A 20,863-nucleotide genomic window follows, 5' to 3' on the forward strand; every position below is an offset into this window, starting at 1 on the left:
AGACGCGTCATGTGTCTGTTTTTTTATTTGCCGTTTCAGTACATACTTTATTTTCTGCAAGGCACAATAAAACAGGAAACAACCAAGTATAGTGAATGGGTGAATAAGTTGAGTAAGAAGAAAAATGGAACGAAAAATATCATTGCTCTGGCTTCTGTACCGCTCGTGATGACACTCGGGAATTCCATGCTGATTCCTGTGCTTCCGATGATTGAAAAGAAGCTGTCCATATCGTCTTTTCAAGTATCGTTAATTATAACGGTCTATTCGATTGTGGCGATTATTTGTATTCCGATTGCCGGATATCTGTCCGATAAATTCGGAAGAAAAAAGGTTCTTCTGCCTTGTCTTCTCATAGCCGGTGCGGGCGGAGCGCTTGCCGCGATAGCTTCCACCGCGTTCAAGCATCCTTATCCCATTATCTTGGCGGGGCGGGTGCTGCAGGGAATCGGTTCGGCAGGGGCGGCTCCTGTAGTGATGCCGTTTATCGGTGATTTATTCAAAGGGGATGATGAGCGGATTACCGCGGGGCTCGGCGATATTGAGACGTCTAACACTGCCGGGAAAGTAATAAGCCCGATTCTCGGTTCGCTCTTGGCCGCATGGTTTTGGTTTATGCCATTTTGGTTCATTCCGTTTTTTTCGCTCATCAGTTTTTTTCTCGTATTGTTTTTGGTGGCAAAGCCGGAGGAACAAAAAGAAGCGCCTTCTATTTCCGAATTTGTGAAAAATGTCGGCCGCATATTTAAGCGTGACGGACGCTGGCTCTTTACGGTTTTTATCATCGGCTGCGTGATTATGTTTTTACTGTTCGGGGTTCTTTTTTATTTATCAGACTCACTGGAGAAGAAATACGGCATTGACGGTGTGGCTAAAGGAGCGCTTTTGGCAATCCCGCTTTTATTTCTATCCGTCAGTTCATATATATCAGGCAGGAAAATCGGAAAAGACCAAGGCAAAATGAAGTTTTGCATCGTTTTCGGAATGAGTGCCGTGACACTGTCGTTTATCGGCCTATGGTGGAATCACAGTTTTTATTTATTATTTATCTTTTTGTGTGTCAGCGGTATCGGTATCGGAATGGCATTGCCGGCTTTAGACGCTGTCATCACAGAAGGCGTAGACAACGAGGAATCGGGAACCATCACCTCATTTTATAACAGCATGCGGTTTATCGGAGTAGCGGCGGGACCGCCGATCTTTGCTGCCCTGATGTCAAATGCAGGCTGGCTGATTTTTATTTTATCCGCTTTTTGCGGCATTGTGTCTGTATTTTTAGCGCTGTTAAATATCTCATCACAAGCAAAAGAAAAAAAGGAATCATTAAAGACGGTGTAATCTGCACTGTCTTTTTTTATTTTATTTTGAAGATTGACATGATACCGTCAAGTCGTTATCCTTTTTAATAGTTAAACATATTAACTATTGGAAGGAGGGGGAAAGGTGCATGAAGAAAAAGTAAAGCAGCTGATTCAGCGTTATTCCGATGTATACCTGCACGTCTTAAAAAAAATTGACAGCATTATCGCTGAAAAAGTGAACAAAGAGCTGACATTGGATCAATATTACATCCTCCGCTATATTATGCTCAATCCGGATTGCAAATCAATTGAACTGGCCGCGGTGTGCCACGTCAATAAAAGCGCCATTACATCTATGACGAACCGCCTGTATGAAAAAGGCTACATCAATAGAGCACGCAGCCAAAGCGACCGCCGGAGCATACTTTTAAATGTCACGGAAAAGGGGACGGAAGTATTTCACCGTGTGGAGCGGCGGATTGAGGAACTCGTCCGATCATATATTATGTATTTTGATGAAGACGAGGCGGAGATGTTCGTGAATACATATGAAAAATTATATCGATTGATGATGACTGAGGAGGATCAGCAGACATAATGAAAAACATTATCCGAGCCCGCTGGATCATCGCCGCGGTGTGGGTCGCCGCAACGGTGATATTTATGCTTACAGCGCCTGATATGGCTGAATTGACACGGGAGAAAGGGCAGATTTCCGTACCGGACGGATATTCCTCTTCTTACGCCCATGAATTGCTTGATGAAATGTCTGATTCCGATGCACCGTCTTCTTCTGCCGTCATCGTATTTCACGAAAAAGGCTTAATGACAGACAAAAAAGATCGTTTGGAAGAAGCCGTCAGCACTTTGTCTGAATATAAAAAAGCGCTTCAGATTAAAACGGTGACTTCATACTTCGGGGAGAAAAATGACGACATTAAAAAACAGCTGCTGTCAAAAGACAGACAAACGATGCTCGTTCAGCTGCAGCTTGATACATCCAAAAACGATATCATCGAAATAAAAAATAAAATTGATAAAGAGCTGAAACCGTACGGCGTATCATACGGCATTACAGGCCAATCGCTGATCGACGAAGATGTGTTAAAAAGCTCACAGGACGGCTTGAAAAAGACTGAATATATAACGGTCGCTTTTATCCTGATCGTGCTGATCCTTGTATTTCGGTCAGTGGTCGCTCCGTTCGTGCCGCTTTTATCAGTATTGATATCTTATTTAGTCAGCCAGTCGATTGTCGCATTTTTAGTCGATCAGCTGAATTTTCCGCTCTCAACTTTTACTCAGATTTTTATGGTTGCGATTATGTTCGGGATCGGCACAGACTACTGCATTCTGCTTCTCAGCAGATTTAAAGAAGAACTGTCGCATGGCGCTGATATAAGAGAAGCGATCGTCGTCACCTACAAAACGGCCGGAAAGACGGTTTTGTACAGCGGCGGTGCGGTGCTGATCGGATTTGCCTGCATCGGATTTGCGACATTTAAGCTGTATCAGTCGGCAGCGGCCGTTGCGGTCGGTGTCGCGGTGCTGCTGCTTGCGCTCATGACGATCGTGCCGTTTTTTATGGCTGTTTTAGGAAAAAGCCTGTTTTGGCCTGTTAAGGGCGATATTTCGCATCCTCAAAGCAAAGCATGGGAAACGTCAGGGCGGTTTTCATTTAAAAGGCCGCTCATCAGTCTTGCAATCGTTGCGGTATTCACTGTCCCGCCTATCCTTCTTTACAAAGGGGCGCTATCTTACAACAGTCTTGACGAAATCGGGGATAAATATGAATCCGTCCGCGCGTTTCATACGATTTCAGACGCCTTCGGCCCGGGAGAACTTCTTCCGGCCACAGTCGTCGTCAAAAATGATGAGACTTTAAATACCGAAAAACACCTGATTGATATCGAAAAAATCAGCAGAGAACTTGAAAAAACAGAGGGTGTAAAAACGGTCAGAAGCGCCACGCGCCCTGCTGGAAACGGATTGAATCAATTATTTGTCACAAATCAGGCAAAGCAGCTTCAAGAAGGGCTTGATAAAGGCAATACAGGACTTGAAAAAATCACGGACGGATTAGGGCATGCCGCAAAGTCGTTAGCTGATTCACAGCCGCAGATCGAAGAGTCGGGGAAAAGCGTCAATCAGCTTATTGATGGAACATTGTCTCTGAAATCCGGGCTTTCTGATATAGGAGAAAACCTGAATAAACTGCAGGCTGGCGTGAACGAGAATAAAGCCGGCGTCGCCCAGATGAGAAAGCAGATTGAAGAGCAAAAACAAATGCTGACTTCACAGCTCAAACAAAACAGCGGTCTCGCTTCAGAAACGCAAAACGCTTTAAAATTGGTAAAAACCGTCCTGCCGATGAAAGATGAAGCCAGCAGACAGCTTGCCGATTTGAACAAGCAGCTTGCCCGGCTGCCGTTTGCAAAATTGGAAGCGTCAATACCGTCAGTCAAAACCGATCCCTCTTACCAAGAAATCAAATCAGCCTTTACGGGTGTACAGTCAGCCGTTTCCAAGGCAAACGCGGATGCAAAAGCGTTTTCTAAACAGGTCGACAGTCAAAAGGCTCATCTGCAGCAAGCGGAAAAACAATTTGCCCGACTGGCAGCCGCTCAGAAGAAGATTGACACTCAAATTAACGCAATGATCAATGGTCTGACCAGTATTGAAAACGGTCTGCAGCAAGTGTCAGACGGACAGGGGGCTCTCGCGGGACAAATGCCGCGCCTTGAATCGGCGGCAGGACAGCTCGCGGAGGGCCAGAAAAAAATGAAGAGCGGTCTCGGTGATTTTTCTTCCCGGCTCAGCGATCTTTCTTCCGGCCTTAACGACAGTGTAAAAGGGCTTAAGAAAGTATCAAGCGGCATGATGGGAGCGAATGATTACCTGGGTGAGCTTCACAAGGCGTCAGACAAAGAAATGACAGGCTGGTTTGTGCCGAAAGACGCGTTGACAAACAGTGATTTCACAAGCGTGTTTAATACGTACATGTCAGATGACAGAAAAACGACAGAATTGACCGTCGTTCTTGATAACAATCCTTACTCAAATACGGCCATTCAAGATATTCAAGCGATCAAAGCGAGCGTAAAAAGGGCCATTCCGAACACGGATCTGAAGAATGCTTCCTTCGGCGTTTCGGGAGTCTCCAGCATGAATGCCGATCTGAAGGAAGTATCGGATTCAGACTTCAAACGGACGGCAATGTTTATGCTGGCGGGAATTTTTCTGATTCTCATCGTGATGCTGCGCTCCCTCATTATGCCTGTTTATTTAGTGGCGTCACTCGTACTGACGTATTTCGCATCCATCGGCGTGACGGAATACATCTTTACACACTTCTTCGGGTATCCGGGCGTAAACTGGGCCGTGCCGTTCTTCGGCTTTGTCATTTTGATGGCTCTTGGCGTAGATTATTCCATCTTTTTAATGGACCGCTTTAATGAGCTGAAAAAAGAAGGAACGGAACCCGCAATGATCAGCAGTATGAAAAATATGGGTTCCGTCATCATTTCTGCGGCGATTATTTTAGCGGGAACCTTTGCGGCCATGCTGCCGTCAGGCGTTCTTTCCTTATTACAGATTGCAACCGTGGTATTAACAGGCCTTCTCATGTACGCAATTGTCGTCCTTCCGTTTTTTGTACCGGTCATGGTGAAAATATTCGGAAGAGCCAACTGGTGGCCTTTCAATTTGAAAAAATAACGTTCAATGCCTCTGCCTGTTTTCGGGCAGAGGTTTTTTGTTTCCTTATAAATCCTCCAGTTGATATAATTACATCTGCGCACTCTTTTTTGCGAATGCTGAAATTTGGTCATAATACATACTATGAAAGAATGAACGAAGGAGGTTTCACATGACTTACGTAAATGAAATGAAGTCAAAGCACGGCGGGATCACCGCCCACATCGTAAAGACCGAGAAATTTAAAACCGTTTCGCTGACGTTTAAAATGCTGGCTCCTTTAACGAAAGAGCTCGTAACAAAAAGGGCGCTGTTTCCGCATGTGCTTCTGCGCGGAACAGAAAGCCGCCCGAAAACCGCTGATCTGCGGTCTTATTTTGATGAACTGTACGGCACATCCGTTTCAGCTGATCTGACAAAAAAGGGAGAACGTCATGTCATTACGTTCAGGCTTGAGATTCCTAATGAAAAGTATCTGAAGGACCGAACACCGTTATTGGAAAAAGGCCTTCAGCTTTTATCAGAGCTTGTCTTTTCGCCCGCTTTGGAAAACGGCGCCTTCCTGCCCCTTTATGTCACGCAGGAAAAACGGACGCTGAAACAGCGGATTCAAGCCGTATATGATGATAAGATGAGATATTCTAATCTGCGTCTCGTTCAGGAAATGTGCAAAAGCGAACCGTATGCCCTTCACGTCAACGGCGAGTTCGATGATGTTGAACACATTACACCGCAAGATTTGTATGAAGCCTATCAAAAAGCCATACGCGAAGATCAGCTGGACCTGTACGTCATCGGCGATGTTGATACAGATCAGGTGAAAACGGCCGTTGATACGTATTTTAAAACGGAAGAACGGGAGCTGCAGCCTTTTGAAAGAAGCGCGGCGAATGAACAGCCCGATCCGAAGGAAGTCATTGATGAAGAGGACGTCAAGCAGGGCAAGCTGAATATTGGATTCCGGACCAATACGACATATACAGATCCGGATTATCCTGCATTGCAGGTGTTTAACGGGCTGTTCGGAGGTTTCTCTCATTCAAAGCTGTTTATAAATGTCCGTGAAAAAGCGAGCCTCGCCTATTATGCAGCCTCAAGGGTGGAAAGCTTCAAAGGGCTTTTGATGGTCATGTCGGGCATTGAGGTGAAAAATTATAAGCAGGCCGTCACCATCATTGAAGAACAGTTTCAGGCTATGCAAAACGGTGACTTTTCAGAAGATGATATCGCCCAAACGAAAGCCGTTATTAAAAATCAAGTATTAGAAACCATTGATACGGCATACGGTTTAGCGGAATTTCTGTATCAGCAGGCCTCAGCCCAAGTAGAGATACCGATCGAAAGATTCCTTGACAATATCGAGAAAGTGACAAAAGAGGACATTATCAATGTCGGAAAGAACATTAAGCTGGATACGACTTATTTCTTAAAAGGGACGGGGGGAGCATCTTGACTAAACCGATAAACTTCGAACAGCTTCAGGAAACGCTGTATCATGAAAAAATGGCAAACGGCCTTGATGTCTATGTGCTGCCGAAACAGGGCTTTAATAAAACATACGCCGTGTTTACGACAAAGTACGGTTCCATTGACAATCAATTCGTTCCTTTAAATAAGGAAGAAATGGTACACGTCCCTGACGGAATCGCGCATTTTCTGGAGCATAAACTGTTTGAAAAAGCGGACGGCGACGTGTTTCAGGACTTCAGTAAGCAGGGGGCGTCGGCAAATGCCTTTACATCATTTACACGAACCGCTTATCTGTTCTCCAGCACTTCTAATGTGGAGAAAAACCTGGAAACACTCGTAGATTTTGTTCAGGACCCGTATTTCACGGAAAAATCAGTTGAAAAAGAAAAAGGCATCATCGGCCAGGAAATCAATATGTATGATGATAATCCGGATTGGCGGCTGTTTTTCGGCCTTATCGAAAATATGTATAAAGACCACCCCGTGAAAATTGACATTGCCGGAACGGTGGAGAGCATCTCTCATATTACGAAAGATCTGCTGTATGAGTGCTATGAAACGTTTTATCACCCGAGCAATATGCTGCTCTTTATCGTCGGTCCCGTAGATCCTGAAGCGGTCATCAGCCAGGTGCGGAAAAACCAGGAGAAAAAGCCGTTTACAGACCAGCCCGAAATCAAACGTGAAGAAGTTCAGGAGCAGGAAGCGGTTTTCCGCCGGGAGCAGGAATTAAAAATGAACGTGCAAGGCTCAAAATGTCTTGTCGGCTTAAAGGCGAAAGACCCTTATAAAACGGGGCAGGAGCTGTTGAAGCACGAGCTCACCATGAACCTCATGCTTGAATGTCTCTTCGGAAAAAGCTCACCGCATTACGGTGACTTGTACGACAAAGGCTACATTGATGAAACTTTCAGCTTTGATTACACGGCTGAATACGGATTCGGTTTTGCCTCTGTCGGAGGAGATACACCGGAGCCGGATAAGCTCGCTGACGAATTAAAACACATGCTGCTTGATGCAGAATCAGCCGTGACTGCGGAAAAACTTGATCTTGCGAGAAAAAAGAAGATCGGGTCATTCTTAAAAGCGCTCAATTCGCCTGAATATATCGCCAACCAATTCACACGCTACGCCTTTTTAGATATGAGTCTGTTTGATGTCGTAACCGTACTGGAGCAGATTACGCTGGATGACGTAAAGCGGGTCATTAAAGAAGAAATATCAGAAGACAGGCTGACAGTCTGCAAAGTCGTGCCAAAATCATAACAAAAACATCCCTCACGCGCTGAGGGATGTTTTTCTGGGGAAAGAAGGAGTATTGATTGATGAAACAGACAGCGCTCGTAACCGGAGCAAGCGGCGGAATCGGACAAAGTATAAGTGAAGCCCTCGCAAAAAACGGATATGACGTCCTCTTGCATTATCATTCTAATAAGGAAGCCGCACACAGGCTTGCGGAAAGGCTGAGCGCATCATTCGGCGTAAAAGCCTCCGTTATTCAGGCGGATCTGTCCTCACCGGATGGCGCGGAGACACTCAGCCGTTCCGTTAAGCAGCCTGTGGATGCTCTGATATTAAACAGCGGCAAAAGTCATTTCGGCCTGGTTACGGACGTTACGGATGACACGGCGCGGGAGATGGTGCAGCTGCATGTAACGAGTCCGTTTCTTTTGGCGCGTAATCTGATGCCCGGCATGATCCGGAAAAAAAGCGGGGGCATCGTCGCGATCGGTTCCGTCTGGGGAGAAACAGGCGCATCGTGCGAGGTATTATACAGCATGGTCAAGGGAGCGCAGCATTCGTTCGTCAAAGCGCTTGCCAAAGAGCTTGCTCCGAGCGGCGTCCGCGTGAATGCAGTCTCGCCGGGTGCCGTTGATACAAATATGCTTGATCAGTTCACGTCTGATGAAAAAGAAGCGTTGGCAGAGGAAATTCCCGCGGGCCGGCTGGCAAAGCCGGAGGAAATCGCCGAAGCGGCGGCCTTTTTATTATCGGACAAGGCTTCCTATATTACGGGGCATATATTATCCGTAAACGGCGGCTGGCACTGCTGAAAAAAATGTGTGTATAGTTTGCATCTGTACGGACAAAATAATTTTGTAACAACAGATGAAATGGAGGAACCCAACATGTCAGTATTAGAAAACTGGGATAATTGGAAGAATTTCCTTGGCGACAGATTGAACTATGCGCAGGAAAAAGGGATGAGTGATGAAACGATCACTGACCTCGCTACAGAAATCGGCGGTTACCTTGCGAACGAAGTCGACTCGAAAAACCATCAGGAAAAAGTGCTTGCTGATCTTTGGAGCGTTGCTTCTGAAGATGAACAGCGCGCCATCGCAAATATGATGGTGAAGCTTGTTGAAAATAACAGCACTCATTAAGAGGGGGGGGGATTTCTCCTCTCTTTTTTTATGTTTTCCTCTATAGAGCAACATTCTTCTTTCTAATTAGAGAAAAATGTTTTATGATAAAGGAAGGTAAAAATTTGCCACAATGGAGGGGGTATATCATTTGGCAAAGCTCGAATGGTATTTTGAATATGAAATTCAAGTGAACCGCCCCGGCCTGCTCGGGGATATTTCATCTCTTCTCGGGATGCTGTCAATTAATATTGTCACAATTAACGGTGTCGACCTTTCCAGAAGGGGAATGCTGCTCAGATGCCGGCATATAGATCAAATTAAACGATTGGAATCAATTTTAAAAACAATGGAGACCATTAAAGTAACGAAGCTGAGAGAACCGAGGCTTCGCGACCGTCTCGCAGTCCGCCACGGAAGATACATTCAGCGTGATGCCGATGACAAAAAAACCTTCCGTTTTGAAAGGGACGAGCTCGGTCTTCTGGTTGACTTTATGGCCGAGCTGTTTAAAAAAGAAGGGCACAAACTGATCGGAATCCGGGGAATGCCGAGGGTCGGAAAAACGGAGTCCATCGTTGCGTCAAGCGTTTGTGCCAGCAAAAGATGGCTTTTCGTATCATCAACGCTGCTAAAACAAACGATCCGGAGCCAGCTGGTTGCCGATGAATACAGCACGGAAAACGTGTTTATCCTCGACGGCATCGTTTCGACAAGACGGGGATCTGAGCGCCATCTTCAGCTCGTCAGTGAAATTATGCGGCTTCCGGCGACAAAGGTCGTGGAGCACCCCGATATTTTTGTTCAAAATTCGGAGTATACGCTCGATGATTTCGATTATATTATCGAACTCAGAAATGATCCTGACGAAGTTATTACATATGAACATGCAGAAGAACCGCAAATATTTGATCAGACCGGTTTTTCAAGCTTTGATTTTTAATATTGGAAGGTGTTTGTTGTGACAGAATTAGCAATCCGGCTTAAAGAAGCCAGAGAGGAAAAAGGGATGTCATTGGATGAACTCCAGGCGGCGACGAAAATTCAGAAAAGATACTTAACCGCTCTGGAAGAAGGCAATTATGACGTCATTCCCGGCAATTTTTATGTACGGGCGTTTATCAAGCAATACGCTGAAGCTGTCGGGCTTGATTCAGATCAGTTATTTGAAGAATATAAAAAAGACATCCCTAACACGTACCATGACGATGTGTCGGAAAAAATCTCCGGTCTCGCCGTGCAAAGGGAGCTTCCTAAGTCCGCTTCAAAGGCGGCGGAATGGCTTCCGACCGTCCTTGTCGTCATCGGTGTCATTATCGTCATCGCGATCATTTATGCGATTATTCAGCTCGGAATGAGCAAATCCGGGCAGACAGACGGAGATAAGGCCGTCACCCAAAGTGAGAGCAAGTATGAGATTCCTAAGGATTCTGCGCTGAAAAACGACGGCAATACAAATGACGAAGCGCAATCTGACAGCAAGAAAGACAAAAAGGACACAAAAGTGTCAGAGCAGAAGAAAGAAAAAAGCAGTGAAAAGACAGAGATCAAAGCGGCCGGAACGGAAGGCTCGGCTTCTTCATACAACGTCTCCGGGGCAGATAAGTATAAGCTTGAACTGATTGCTTCTGACAGCGCATGGATTCGCGTCCGTGATGACAGCGGCGGTTCTTTAAAAGAAGGAACGCTGCAAAAAGGCGAAACCTTTAAAAAAGACGTCACGGATCAAAAGCAGATTGAAATCCGCACGGGCTATGCCCCTAACCTTAAAATTAAAATCAACGGAGAGGTTCTGTCCTATGAACTCAATCCGCATGATGTGATGGCGCAGACCATCACAATCAAGATGAAAAAATAAAAGGGGAAAAGTCATCTGAACGATTAAGATGACTTTTTCTTCACGTCCGAGTACATATATTGGAGGGGCTTTATGTTTAACTTACCGAATAAAATCACACTGGCAAGAATCGCTTTAATTCCTGTATTTATGATTATCATGCTTGTTCCTTTTCAGTGGGGCAGCGTTCATATAGGGGATGAATCGATTCCGGTCGCGCATCTTACGGGAGCTGTTTTGTTCATTATCGCATCAACGACTGACTGGGTGGATGGCTACTACGCCAGAAAACTGAACCTAGTGACAAACTTCGGGAAATTTTTAGATCCGCTGGCTGACAAACTGCTGGTGTCCGCGGCATTAATTACGCTTGTGCAGTTTGACCTTGCGCCGGCGTGGATGGTCATCATCATCATCAGCCGCGAATTTGCCGTAACGGGATTAAGACTTGTGCTGGCGGGAACGGGGGAAGTTGTAGCCGCCAATATGCTGGGGAAAATTAAAACATGGGCTCAGATCATCGCTGTTGCCGCGCTTTTGCTGCATAATCTTCCGTTTGAGCTCGTTTCTTTCCCGTTCGGCGATATCGCTTTATGGGTGGCCGTGCTGTTCACAGTCATTTCCGGCTGGGATTATTTTGCGAAGAACTGGGATGCGTTAAAAACATCTAACTAAGAAAGAAGGACTTAAAGATGGAAATAGCAAAAAAAGCAGAAATCATTGCAGTCGGCTCGGAGCTTCTGCTAGGCCAGATCGCCAATACGAACGCGCAGTTTATCAGTAAAGAGCTGGCGGAAATTGGTGTAAACGTGTTTTATCATACCGCTGTCGGTGACAATCCGGAGCGGCTTAAGCAAGTCATCCGCATTGCCGAAGAGCGCTCAGACCTAATTATTTTTTCAGGCGGCCTCGGACCGACCAAGGACGATTTGACGAAAGAAACCATTGCAAACACACTGGGGCGCCCGCTCGTTCTGAATGACGAAGCATTCCGGTCGATCGAAGAATATTTCGCGAAAACAAAACGGACCATGTCGCCGAATAACCGCAAACAGGCGCTCGTCATTGAGGGCTCAGACGTTTTGGCGAATCATTTCGGCATGGCGCCGGGAATGCTTGCAGAGCACGGCTCAAGGCTTTATATGCTGCTTCCCGGGCCGCCGAGCGAGCTGCGTCCGATGTTTGAAAATGAAGCGAAGCCGCTGCTTCTTAAAAAGCTCGGTTCTAATGAGAAAATCGTTTCAACCGTGCTGCGGTTTTTCGGAATCGGTGAATCCCAGCTTGAAGCTGATTTAGAAGATATCATTGATGCGCAGACGAACCCGACGATTGCGCCGCTTGCCGCTGACGGAGAGGTCACGCTGCGTTTAACGGCGAAACATGCCGACGAAAAAGAAACAGAACGGCTTTTAAAAGAAACGGAAGCCGCCATTTTAGAACGTGTCGGTGAATTTTTCTACGGATATGATGATACGTCTCTGGTGAAGGAGCTTTCAAAAGCATGCAGACAAAACGGAATTACGATTTCCTCTGCCGAAAGCTTTACAGGCGGCCTGTTTTCAGAGTGGGTGACTGATTTAAGCGGTGCGTCTCAACTATTTGCAGGGGGCGTTGTCTGTTATTCCGACAGCGTGAAACAGCATGTGCTCGGCGTGAAAGCTGAGACGCTCGCAGAAAGCGGAGCGGTCAGCAAAGAGTGTGCGAAAGAGCTTGCAGCCGGTGTGAGAAAGCTGACCGGAAGCGATATCGGCATCAGCTTTACCGGGGTGGCGGGTCCCGACCCGCAGGAAGGGCATGCGCCGGGCCGCGTCTTTATCGGCATTTCGGCGGAAGGAAAAGAAGAGGTGCACGAATTTAACTTTGCCGGCTCAAGAACCGGAATCAGAAAGCGTGCCGCTAAATACGGCTGCCATCTCATTTTGAAAATGCTGGATCAAAAATAAAGTTTTAAAGAGGCGTTTTCTCTGATTTTTAAGTTTTACAAGGGAAATTATGCTCTTTTGCAGAAAAGCGAACGCGGAAAAAATCCGAATATGCGTTCGCTTTTTTCTTGGCAAATGCCAGTAAACAAGGTATAGTATATGTAGTGGTAAGATAAAGGAGGAAAAAATAAATGAGTGATCGTCAGGCAGCCTTAGATATGGCTCTTAAGCAAATAGAAAAACAATTCGGCAAAGGTTCCATCATGAAGCTCGGAGAAAAAACGGATACAAGAATTTCAACGGTGCCAAGCGGTTCCCTTGCACTTGATACCGCTCTCGGAATAGGCGGATACCCGCGCGGACGGATTATTGAAGTATACGGACCTGAAAGCTCAGGTAAAACGACTGTAGCGCTTCACGCAATCGCTGAGGTTCAGGAAAAAGGCGGACAGGCAGCATTTATTGATGCTGAGCATGCTCTTGATCCTGTTTACGCGCAAAAGCTCGGTGTCAATATCGAAGAGCTTCTGCTTTCTCAGCCGGATACGGGAGAGCAGGCGCTAGAGATTGCTGAAGCGCTGGTGCGAAGCGGAGCTGTTGATATCGTAGTCGTTGACTCTGTTGCGGCGCTTGTTCCAAAAGCTGAAATTGAAGGTGACATGGGTGATTCACACGTCGGTTTACAGGCGCGTCTCATGTCTCAGGCGCTCCGTAAGCTTTCCGGCGCCATCAATAAATCTAAAACAATCGCAATCTTTATTAACCAGATTCGTGAAAAAGTCGGCGTTATGTTCGGAAATCCGGAGACGACACCGGGCGGCCGCGCGCTGAAATTCTATTCTTCCGTGCGCCTTGAAGTGCGCCGTGCCGAGCAATTAAAGCAGGGCAACGACGTCATGGGGAATAAAACGAGAATTAAAGTCGTAAAAAACAAAGTCGCTCCTCCGTTCCGTACGGCTGAAGTGGACATTATGTACGGTGAAGGAATCTCCAAAGAAGGGGAAATCATCGACCTTGGAACTGAACTGGATATCGTGCAAAAAAGCGGTTCGTGGTATTCTTATGAAGAAGAACGCCTCGGTCAGGGCCGTGAAAACGCCAAGCAGTTCTTAAAAGAAAATAAAGATATCATGCTGATGATTCAGGAACAAATCCGTGAATATTACGGTTTAGACAATAACGGTGTAACGGACAAAGCGGAAGAAGTTCAGGAAGAGATGGAATTAGAAGAATAAAAACACGATCAAAAGAGCGGAATAAGCAATTTTCGCTCTTTTTTTTGTGTGTTTCAAAAAACACTGGCTGTTTCGGAAAATTTTATCTGGAATGTTACAACTTTTTTCACCCTTCACTCGTCTAACATCATGGCGAAAGTTGAAATTATATCTGAGGAGGAAAAAAGATGACGAGCCCCCGCCGCACAAGAATAAATAAAAAAAGAAAGAAGAAGCTGATGAAAACGGGAGGGCTGTTTCTTTTTCTGCTGCTTGTTACTGTTTTTATTATGATCTGGACCGTCACAGCGCATCATCGGGAGAAGGAATCCGTTAAAAACGCTCCCGCCGCTCAATCTGATACTTCAAAAGACCAGACTCAACAGAAAAAAGAAAAGACGCAAAAAGAGAAAACACCTAAATCAATCGATCACAATAAACAGATCAGCAATTACTTGCAACAGATCGGGTTCAGCGGCACAGCAATGATCGTAAAAGATGGAAAAGTTGTGCTGAAAAAAGGCTTTGGCTATGCGGACCGAAAACAAAAAATTAAAAACAATCCGGAGACATCATATTATATCGGTTCTTCACAAAAAGCGTTAATCGCGACGGCTGTCCTGCAGCTTGAAGAAAAAGGGCTGCTGCAGACGAGTGACCCCGTCAGTACATACTTGCCGAATTTTCCTAACGGCACGCGCATTACATTGAAAAACCTGCTCAATCATACGTCCGGCATAAACGGGCATATTGAGGGACAGGGACCGATTTCTCCAATTGATTTAATCAAGGATATAGAATACCGCGGAATTAAACGGCAGCCCGGGGTTTGGGATTACAGGGATTCCAACTATTCAGTGCTTGCTTATATCGTATCTCAAGTCAGCGGGGAGTCTTATGAACAATATATAAAAGAACATGTGTTCAAACCGGCCGGAATGAAGCATGCCGGATTTTACAAAACATTTGCCAAAGCCAAATATCCTGCCGTCGGCTACAAAGTCGATGAGAGCGGCAGTCTTGTAACGCCGCACCTTCTGGACTTATCACAGCTGTATGGGGCGGGCGACATGTATATGAGCGCTGAAGATCTCTATAAATTTGATAAAGCGATCGTAAACGGCACGCTCCTTTCAAAAGAAAGCTTCACAAAAATGTTTACAGCAGGAAGCAGTGCCGCTTACGGCATGGGGTTTTACATTGATCCGGGAAGCTATTCCAATCACGGTGTTATGCCCGGTTACAACATTTTGAACAGCTTCAGCCATTCGGCAAGCAAATATGTCATTTTACTGTCAAATATTCAGAATAACGCCAAATTAGGACAGGTAAACAATAGAATTTACCAATTGCTTAACCAGGCGGACTAACAGAGCCGTCATTCACGAAAAGCGGATGAAGGTATGGTATGATATATACATGGCGAAGATTCCGAGCTGAAGGCGAATCGTTAAGCTGGCAAGCTTGACAAGTATTTCCGACACAATTACAATGAAGTTGTAACATTTGTTTTTTTAACATGATTGTTAAACCATTTAAACTTGACAAGGGCATGAGAGACTCATTCCCTGTGAAGGTTCTGTATGTTGAGAAAATCAGACAATGTACATGCCGGCACTTATTTAAGCAAAAACCAAGTTCATAGCAAGAGGAGGTGAAAGTATGACCCCAATGACGGTTCTCATCTCCATTTTGCTGACTCTGCTCGGTTTAGTTGTTGGCTACTATGTTCGTAAAACCATTGCCGAAGCAAAGATTGCGGGCGCACGCGGTGCTGCCGAGCAAATCCTTGAAGATGCAAAGCGTGATGCTGAAGCACTGAAAAAAGAAGCTCTGCTTGAAGCAAAGGACGAAATCCATACACTTCGAATAGATGCTGAACAGGAAGTTCGTGAAAGACGAAATGAGCTTCAAAAACAAGAAAACCGTTTACTTCAAAAAGAAGAAAATCTTGACCGTAAACATGAAGGAATTGATAAACGGGAAGCGATGTTGGAGAAGAAAGATCATTCTCTGAATGAACGACAACAACATATTGAAGAGATGGAAAGCAAAGTGGATGAGATGATTCGTATGCAGCAGTCAGAACTCGAACGCATTTCGAGCCTGACACGGGATGAAGCGAAACAAATCATTCTTGACCGGGTTGAAAATGAGCTTTCACATGACATCGCCATCATGACAAAAGAAACCGAAAACCGTGCGAAAGAAGAGGCAGATAAAAAGGCGAAAAACATTCTGTCGCTTGCTTTGCAGCGCTGTGCAGCAGATCATGTTGCCGAAACGACGGTATCGGTCGTCAATCTTCCGAATGATGAGATGAAAGGACGTATCATCGGCCGTGAAGGGCGTAACATTCGTACGCTTGAAACGCTTACAGGTATTGACCTGATTATTGATGACACACCTGAAGCAGTCATTCTTTCCGGATTTGATCCGATCAGACGGGAGACGGCAAGAATCGCTCTTGATAAACTCGTTCAGGATGGCCGTATTCACCCGGCGCGCATTGAAGAAATGGTTGAAAAATCCCGCCGTGAGGTAGATGACTATATCCGGGAAATGGGTGAGCAGACGACGTTTGAAGTCGGCGTTCACGGCCTCCACCCGGATCTGATCAAGATCCTCGGCCGGTTGAAATTCCGTACAAGCTACGGGCAGAACGTACTGAAACATTCTATGGAAGTTGCGTTTTTAGCCGGTTTAATGGCTTCAGAGCTTGGAGAAGATGCAAAGCTTGCCAAGCGGGCCGGTCTTCTGCATGACATCGGAAAAGCAATTGACCATGAAGTGGAAGGAAGCCACGTGGAAATCGGAGTGGAGCTTGCGACCAAATATAAAGAGCATCCAGTCGTCATTAACAGTATTGCGTCACACCACGGAGACGAAGAGCCGACTTCCATTATCGCCGTTCTGGTCGCTGCCGCTGATGCACTGTCAGCCGCAAGACCGGGCGCGAGAAGTGAAACGCTCGAAAACTATATCCGCAGACTTGAAAAGCTTGAAGAAATCTCCGAGTCTTACGAAGGTGTTGAAAAATCATTTGCGATTCAGGCCGGCCGTGAAGTTCGCATCATGGTGAAGCCGGACTCCATTAATGATTTAGAAGCCCATCGTTTGGCACGTGATATCCGTAAACGAATTGAGGACGAGCTTGATTATCCGGGACACATTAAAGTGACCGTGATCAGAGAAACTCGAGCCGTAGAGTATGCAAAATAAAGTGATGCTTAACGCATCACTTTATTTTTTTGAGTCCCTGAAAAGGAAGGAATGGAATGTATGAGAATTTTATTTATCGGAGATGTTGTCGGTTCCCCGGGCCGCGACATGGTAAAAGAATATGTCCCGAAACTGAAAGCGAAACATAAACCGCATTTTACAATTATTAACGGAGAAAATGCAGCACACGGAAAAGGACTGACAGAAAAGATCTACCACAGCCTGATGGAAGCGGGAGCAGATGCCATTACAATGGGAAACCATACATGGGATAAAAGAGAGATCTTCGACTTTATTGATGATGTGCCGCATCTTGTCCGGCCGGCGAATTTCCCGGAAGGTACGCCGGGCAAAGGCATTACTTATATTAAATCGAACGGAAAAGAGCTTGCCGTCATTAATTTACAGGGGCGGACGTTTCTTCCGCCGCTTGATGATCCGTTTGCTAAAGCGGATGAATTAATAGAAGAAGCGAAAAAGCGCACGCCGTACATTTTTATTGATTTTCACGCCGAAGCGACAAGCGAAAAAATTGCGATCGGCTGGTACACAGACGGAAGAGCCTCTGCCGTGGTAGGCACCCATACACACGTGCAAACGGCAGATAACCGCATTTTGCCGAAAGGAACGGCATATATTACTGATGTTGGCATGACGGGTCCGTACGACGGAATTCTCGGTATGGACAGAGAAACCGTCATCAAGCGGTTTAAAACCAATCTTCCCGTCCGGTTTACGGTGGCGGAAGGTAAAACTACGCTGAGCGGAGTGCTCATAGACATCGACGATCAAACGAAAAAGGCCGTAAATATCGAACGGATATTAATCAATGATGACCATATGTTCTTTGAATAGGTGATCATGTGTTTATTTTATAAAAATATTAAAAGGAAAAGCAGGAATATAGCAACTTCTTAGTGAATATAGTAGAAATGGAAGGTAGCCCGCTATTTTTGAAAAGCATTGTGGGGATGGCTTTTTGGATAGCAACATCTAATAATGATTGTTCTAATGAACACTCACTTATCCATTGTAAAACTAAGGGGGAGCAGAAATGGAAATCTTAAAAGTTTCAGCAAAATCAAGTCCAAATTCAGTAGCAGGCGCGCTTGCCGGTGTATTGAGGGAACGCGGAGCCGCCGAAATTCAAGCAATTGGGGCGGGTGCCTTAAACCAGGCTGTTAAAGCGGTTGCGATTGCCAGAGGCTTTGTCGCGCCAAGCGGCGTAGATTTGATTTGTATTCCGGCTTTTACAGATATACAGATTGACGGAGAAGAAAGAACGGCGATTAAGTTAATCGTCGAACCCCGTTAAAAACAAAAACATGACATTCTCAACCTGCTTGCGTAAGGCGAGCGGGTTGTTTTTATTGTTGTCATATTTTCTCACAATATTATATTGATAGTACGAAGAGATGATAAATGGCTTTATTCATATAATATTCAAAAAAAATCCCGCCCATTTTTCCGGACGGAAGCAGTTGTTTTCTTGGAGTGGACACTGGTATTTACCTCCTTTTTATATCATGTTACAATCCAGTTATTACAGTGTTTTTTCGAGGAGGAGTGTACGTGTTGGGAGGAAAGATGAAAGCTATCGTCAAAAATGAAAACGCTTTCGGAGCAACTCTGAAAGAAATTCCCATACCTTCCATTAATGAGAATGAAGTTCTCATTAAAGTACAGGCCGCATCTATATGCGGTACAGATGTGCATATTTATAATTGGGATCAATGGGCGCAGAAACGAATCAAAACACCTCAAGTATTCGGACATGAATTCAGCGGTATCGTAGCGGAAACGGGCAAGCACGTCACAAATGTCAAAACAGGTGACTACGTTTCGGCTGAAACCCACTTCGTCTGCGGTACTTGTGTCCCTTGTTTAACAGGAAAACATCATGTGTGCACCCATACAAAGATCCTCGGCGTAGATACAGCCGGTTCCTTCGCTGAATATGTCAAAGTGCCGGCTCGAAATGTTTGGAAAAATCCCGCTGATATGGACCCCGCCGTCGCTTCTGTTCAAGAGCCGCTTGGCAACGCGGTGCATACGGTGTTGGAAAGCAGCCAGCTTGCGGGCGGTTCCGCTGCAATTATCGGCTGCGGACCGATCGGGCTGATGGCGGTGGCAGTGGCTAAAGCGGCCGGTGCATCCCGTATTGCGGCCATTGATAAAAATGATTATAGGCTGGCTCTTGCGAAGAAATTGGGAGCCACGATCACCATTTCAGCTGATAAGGAAGATCCGCTTGAGGTGATCGACACCTTAACAGGCGGAGAAGGGATCGACCTTGTCTGCGAAATGTCAGGCCACCCGGCAGCTATAGCACAAGGATTAAAGATGGCGGCCAACGGGGGAAGGTTCCATATGCTGAGTCTGCCGGAACGTCCGGTGACGGTTGACCTGACAAATGACGTGGTGTTTAAAGGACTTACCGTCCAAGGCATCACAGGCAGAAAAATGTTTGAAACATGGCGGCAGGTATCGCACCTGCTTGAATCCGGCCTTGTTGATCTGACGCCGGTGATCACGCATCAGTTGCCGCTTGAAGACTTTGAAAAAGGGTTTGACCTGATGAGAAAGGGCCAGTGCGGCAAAGTCATTTTGATTCCATAAGGGGAGGGTTCTATAATGAAAGAATTTGAATTTCTAAAAGCAGAGCTTGATAAAATGAAAGAAAATAAAACGTGGCAGCAAATGAAACAAATTGAAACGAAGCAGGGTCCGTCGGTGGAAGTCAAAGGCGAAAACGTGATACAGCTTTCATCGAACAATTATCTCGGTTTGACGTCGCATCCAAGGCTTGTCGAAGCGGCCAAACGCGCCGCGGAAGAATTCGGAGCGGGTACGGGGTCCGTCCGGACAATCGCCGGAACATTCACAATGCACAATGAGCTGGAGAAAAAATTGGCAAACTTTAAAAAAACAGAAGCGGCACTTGTTTTTCAATCGGGGTTCACAACGAATCAGGGCGTCCTATCAAGCATTCTTACAAAAGAGGATATCGTGATCTCTGACGAACTGAACCATGCTTCCATTATTGACGGGATCAGGCTGACGAAAGCAGATAAAAAGGTGTACCGCCATGTTGATATGGACGATTTGGAAAGGGTGCTGAAAAAATCAATGAATTACCGCATGCGCCTGATCGTCACCGACGGCGTATTCTCAATGGACGGCAACATCGCTCCTTTGCCTGACATCGTCAAACTTGCGGAGGCGTACGATGCCTTTGTGATGGTCGACGACGCGCATGCTTCCGGCGTACTCGGAAAAAACGGAAGGGGAACGGTTAATCACTTCGGGCTTGACGGAAGAGTTCACATACAGGTGGGCACATTAAGCAAAGCCATCGGAGTGCTTGGCGGTTACGCCGCAGGGTCCCAGGTTCTGATCGATTACCTGCGCCATAAAGGGCGCCCTTTCTTATTCAGCACTTCTCATCCGCCTGCGGTAACAGCCGCATGCATAGAAGCCATTGACGTCCTGCTGGAAGAGCCGGAGCATATGGAAAAGCTATGGGAGAACACGGCGTATTTCAAAGACAAACTGGTTCAAATGGGGCTGACCCTCACAAAAAGCGAAACACCGATCGTGCCGATATTAATAGGGGAGGAAGAAAAAGCCCAGGCATTATCAGACCTTTTATTGACCCGCGGCGTGTTTGCACAAAGCATCGTGTATCCGACGGTCGCCCAAGGAAAAGCGAGAATCCGCACCATTATTACGGCGGAGCATACAAATGAGGAGCTTGACCGGGCCTTGGAAGTTATCCGTTCAGCCGCAAAAGAGCTTCAGCTTGTGTAAGGGGGAAATGATTCCCTCTTTTTTA

General features: G+C 45.9%; 18 protein-coding genes. All 18 read left to right on the plus strand.

The features are described 5' to 3' along the window. Positions 1-9 precede the first annotated feature (9 nt). Positions 10-1,338: an MFS transporter gene (locus ACKTRM_RS08460; RefSeq protein WP_012117575.1), complete on the plus strand. Its 1,329-nt coding sequence runs from the start codon at positions 10-12 to the stop codon at positions 1,336-1,338. 105 nt (positions 1,339-1,443) lie between these two features. Continuing rightward, positions 1,444-1,899 (plus strand): MarR family winged helix-turn-helix transcriptional regulator, encoded by a 456-nt coding sequence (locus ACKTRM_RS08465; RefSeq protein ID WP_012117576.1) that lies wholly within the window; start codon positions 1,444-1,446, stop codon positions 1,897-1,899. After that, positions 1,899-5,018 carry an MMPL family transporter gene (locus tag ACKTRM_RS08470; protein WP_012117577.1) on the plus strand — a complete coding sequence of 1,040 codons (3,120 nt, stop codon included), beginning with the start codon at positions 1,899-1,901 and terminating at the stop codon, positions 5,016-5,018. The genes ACKTRM_RS08465 and ACKTRM_RS08470 overlap by 1 nt, the downstream gene beginning before the upstream one ends. Positions 5,019-5,169: 151 nt before the next feature. After that, positions 5,170-6,450 (plus strand): EF-P 5-aminopentanol modification-associated protein YfmF, encoded by a 1,281-nt coding sequence (gene yfmF, locus ACKTRM_RS08475; RefSeq protein WP_012117578.1) that lies wholly within the window; start codon positions 5,170-5,172, stop codon positions 6,448-6,450. After that, the gene (gene yfmH, locus ACKTRM_RS08480) at positions 6,447-7,733 is read left to right on the plus strand and encodes an EF-P 5-aminopentanol modification-associated protein YfmH (RefSeq protein WP_012117579.1); all 1,287 of its coding nucleotides are present in this window, start codon (positions 6,447-6,449) and stop codon (positions 7,731-7,733) included. The genes yfmF and yfmH overlap by 4 nt, the downstream gene beginning before the upstream one ends. A gap of 59 nt (positions 7,734-7,792) precedes the next feature. Next, positions 7,793-8,521 (plus strand): elongation factor P 5-aminopentanone reductase, encoded by a 729-nt coding sequence (gene ymfI, locus ACKTRM_RS08485; RefSeq protein WP_012117580.1) that lies wholly within the window; start codon positions 7,793-7,795, stop codon positions 8,519-8,521. A gap of 75 nt (positions 8,522-8,596) precedes the next feature. Next, positions 8,597-8,854 carry a DUF3243 domain-containing protein gene (locus tag ACKTRM_RS08490; RefSeq protein ID WP_003154150.1) on the plus strand — a complete coding sequence of 86 codons (258 nt, stop codon included), beginning with the start codon at positions 8,597-8,599 and terminating at the stop codon, positions 8,852-8,854. A gap of 130 nt (positions 8,855-8,984) precedes the next feature. Further along, on the plus strand, positions 8,985-9,776 hold the full coding sequence (locus ACKTRM_RS08495; protein ID WP_007409819.1) for a DUF3388 domain-containing protein: 792 nt from the start codon (positions 8,985-8,987) through the stop codon (positions 9,774-9,776). 18 nt (positions 9,777-9,794) lie between these two features. Continuing rightward, complete coding sequence (locus tag ACKTRM_RS08500) at positions 9,795-10,691, plus strand: helix-turn-helix domain-containing protein (RefSeq protein ID WP_023356899.1); 897 nt, start codon at positions 9,795-9,797, stop codon at positions 10,689-10,691. A gap of 72 nt (positions 10,692-10,763) precedes the next feature. After that, the gene (gene pgsA, locus ACKTRM_RS08505; RefSeq protein WP_007409821.1) at positions 10,764-11,345 is read left to right on the plus strand and encodes a CDP-diacylglycerol--glycerol-3-phosphate 3-phosphatidyltransferase; all 582 of its coding nucleotides are present in this window, start codon (positions 10,764-10,766) and stop codon (positions 11,343-11,345) included. Positions 11,346-11,362: 17 nt separating this feature from the next. Then, positions 11,363-12,613, plus strand: coding sequence for a competence/damage-inducible protein A (locus ACKTRM_RS08510; protein ID WP_007409822.1), 1,251 nt, complete (start codon positions 11,363-11,365; stop codon positions 12,611-12,613). 170 nt (positions 12,614-12,783) lie between these two features. Continuing rightward, entirely contained in the window at positions 12,784-13,827 is a 1,044-nt protein-coding gene (gene recA, locus ACKTRM_RS08515; RefSeq protein WP_003154145.1) for a recombinase RecA, read from the plus strand. Positions 13,828-13,994: 167 nt separating this feature from the next. Continuing rightward, positions 13,995-15,176, plus strand: coding sequence for a serine hydrolase domain-containing protein (locus tag ACKTRM_RS08520; RefSeq protein WP_012117582.1), 1,182 nt, complete (start codon positions 13,995-13,997; stop codon positions 15,174-15,176). A gap of 292 nt (positions 15,177-15,468) precedes the next feature. Continuing rightward, positions 15,469-17,028, plus strand: coding sequence for a ribonuclease Y (gene rny, locus ACKTRM_RS08525; RefSeq protein WP_003154140.1), 1,560 nt, complete (start codon positions 15,469-15,471; stop codon positions 17,026-17,028). 60 nt (positions 17,029-17,088) lie between these two features. Continuing rightward, positions 17,089-17,883, plus strand: coding sequence for a TIGR00282 family metallophosphoesterase (locus ACKTRM_RS08530; RefSeq protein ID WP_003154137.1), 795 nt, complete (start codon positions 17,089-17,091; stop codon positions 17,881-17,883). A 199-nt stretch (positions 17,884-18,082) separates the two neighbouring features. Then, positions 18,083-18,343: a stage V sporulation protein SpoVS gene (spoVS, locus tag ACKTRM_RS08535; protein WP_003154135.1), complete on the plus strand. Its 261-nt coding sequence runs from the start codon at positions 18,083-18,085 to the stop codon at positions 18,341-18,343. Between the two features lie 257 nt (positions 18,344-18,600). Then, complete coding sequence (gene tdh, locus ACKTRM_RS08540) at positions 18,601-19,647, plus strand: L-threonine 3-dehydrogenase (RefSeq protein ID WP_041482192.1); 1,047 nt, start codon at positions 18,601-18,603, stop codon at positions 19,645-19,647. 12 nt (positions 19,648-19,659) lie between these two features. Continuing rightward, positions 19,660-20,838 (plus strand): glycine C-acetyltransferase, encoded by a 1,179-nt coding sequence (locus tag ACKTRM_RS08545; RefSeq protein WP_098081411.1) that lies wholly within the window; start codon positions 19,660-19,662, stop codon positions 20,836-20,838. Positions 20,839-20,863: the final 25 nt, after the last annotated feature.

The sequence above is a fragment of the Bacillus sp. D7-8 genome, assembly GCF_052055895.1.
GTDB lineage: Bacteria > Bacillota > Bacilli > Bacillales > Bacillaceae > Bacillus > Bacillus velezensis.

What these genes read in the sequence shown, in the direction of transcription:
- ACKTRM_RS08460 (WP_012117575.1), top strand. Translation starts at nt 10, where the DNA reads ATGTGTCTGTTTTTTTATTTGCCGTTTCAGTACATACTTTATTTTCTG.
- ACKTRM_RS08470 (WP_012117577.1), top strand. Translation starts at nt 1,899, where the DNA reads ATGAAAAACATTATCCGAGCCCGCTGGATCATCGCCGCGGTGTGGGTC.
- yfmF (WP_012117578.1), top strand. Translation starts at nt 5,170, where the DNA reads ATGACTTACGTAAATGAAATGAAGTCAAAGCACGGCGGGATCACCGCC.
- ymfI (WP_012117580.1), top strand. Translation starts at nt 7,793, where the DNA reads ATGAAACAGACAGCGCTCGTAACCGGAGCAAGCGGCGGAATCGGACAA.
- ACKTRM_RS08490 (WP_003154150.1), top strand. Translation starts at nt 8,597, where the DNA reads ATGTCAGTATTAGAAAACTGGGATAATTGGAAGAATTTCCTTGGCGAC.
- pgsA (WP_007409821.1), top strand. Translation starts at nt 10,764, where the DNA reads ATGTTTAACTTACCGAATAAAATCACACTGGCAAGAATCGCTTTAATT.
- ACKTRM_RS08510 (WP_007409822.1), top strand. Translation starts at nt 11,363, where the DNA reads ATGGAAATAGCAAAAAAAGCAGAAATCATTGCAGTCGGCTCGGAGCTT.
- recA (WP_003154145.1), top strand. Translation starts at nt 12,784, where the DNA reads ATGAGTGATCGTCAGGCAGCCTTAGATATGGCTCTTAAGCAAATAGAA.
- ACKTRM_RS08520 (WP_012117582.1), top strand. Translation starts at nt 13,995, where the DNA reads ATGACGAGCCCCCGCCGCACAAGAATAAATAAAAAAAGAAAGAAGAAG.
- rny (WP_003154140.1), top strand. Translation starts at nt 15,469, where the DNA reads ATGACCCCAATGACGGTTCTCATCTCCATTTTGCTGACTCTGCTCGGT.
- ACKTRM_RS08530 (WP_003154137.1), top strand. Translation starts at nt 17,089, where the DNA reads ATGAGAATTTTATTTATCGGAGATGTTGTCGGTTCCCCGGGCCGCGAC.
- spoVS (WP_003154135.1), top strand. Translation starts at nt 18,083, where the DNA reads ATGGAAATCTTAAAAGTTTCAGCAAAATCAAGTCCAAATTCAGTAGCA.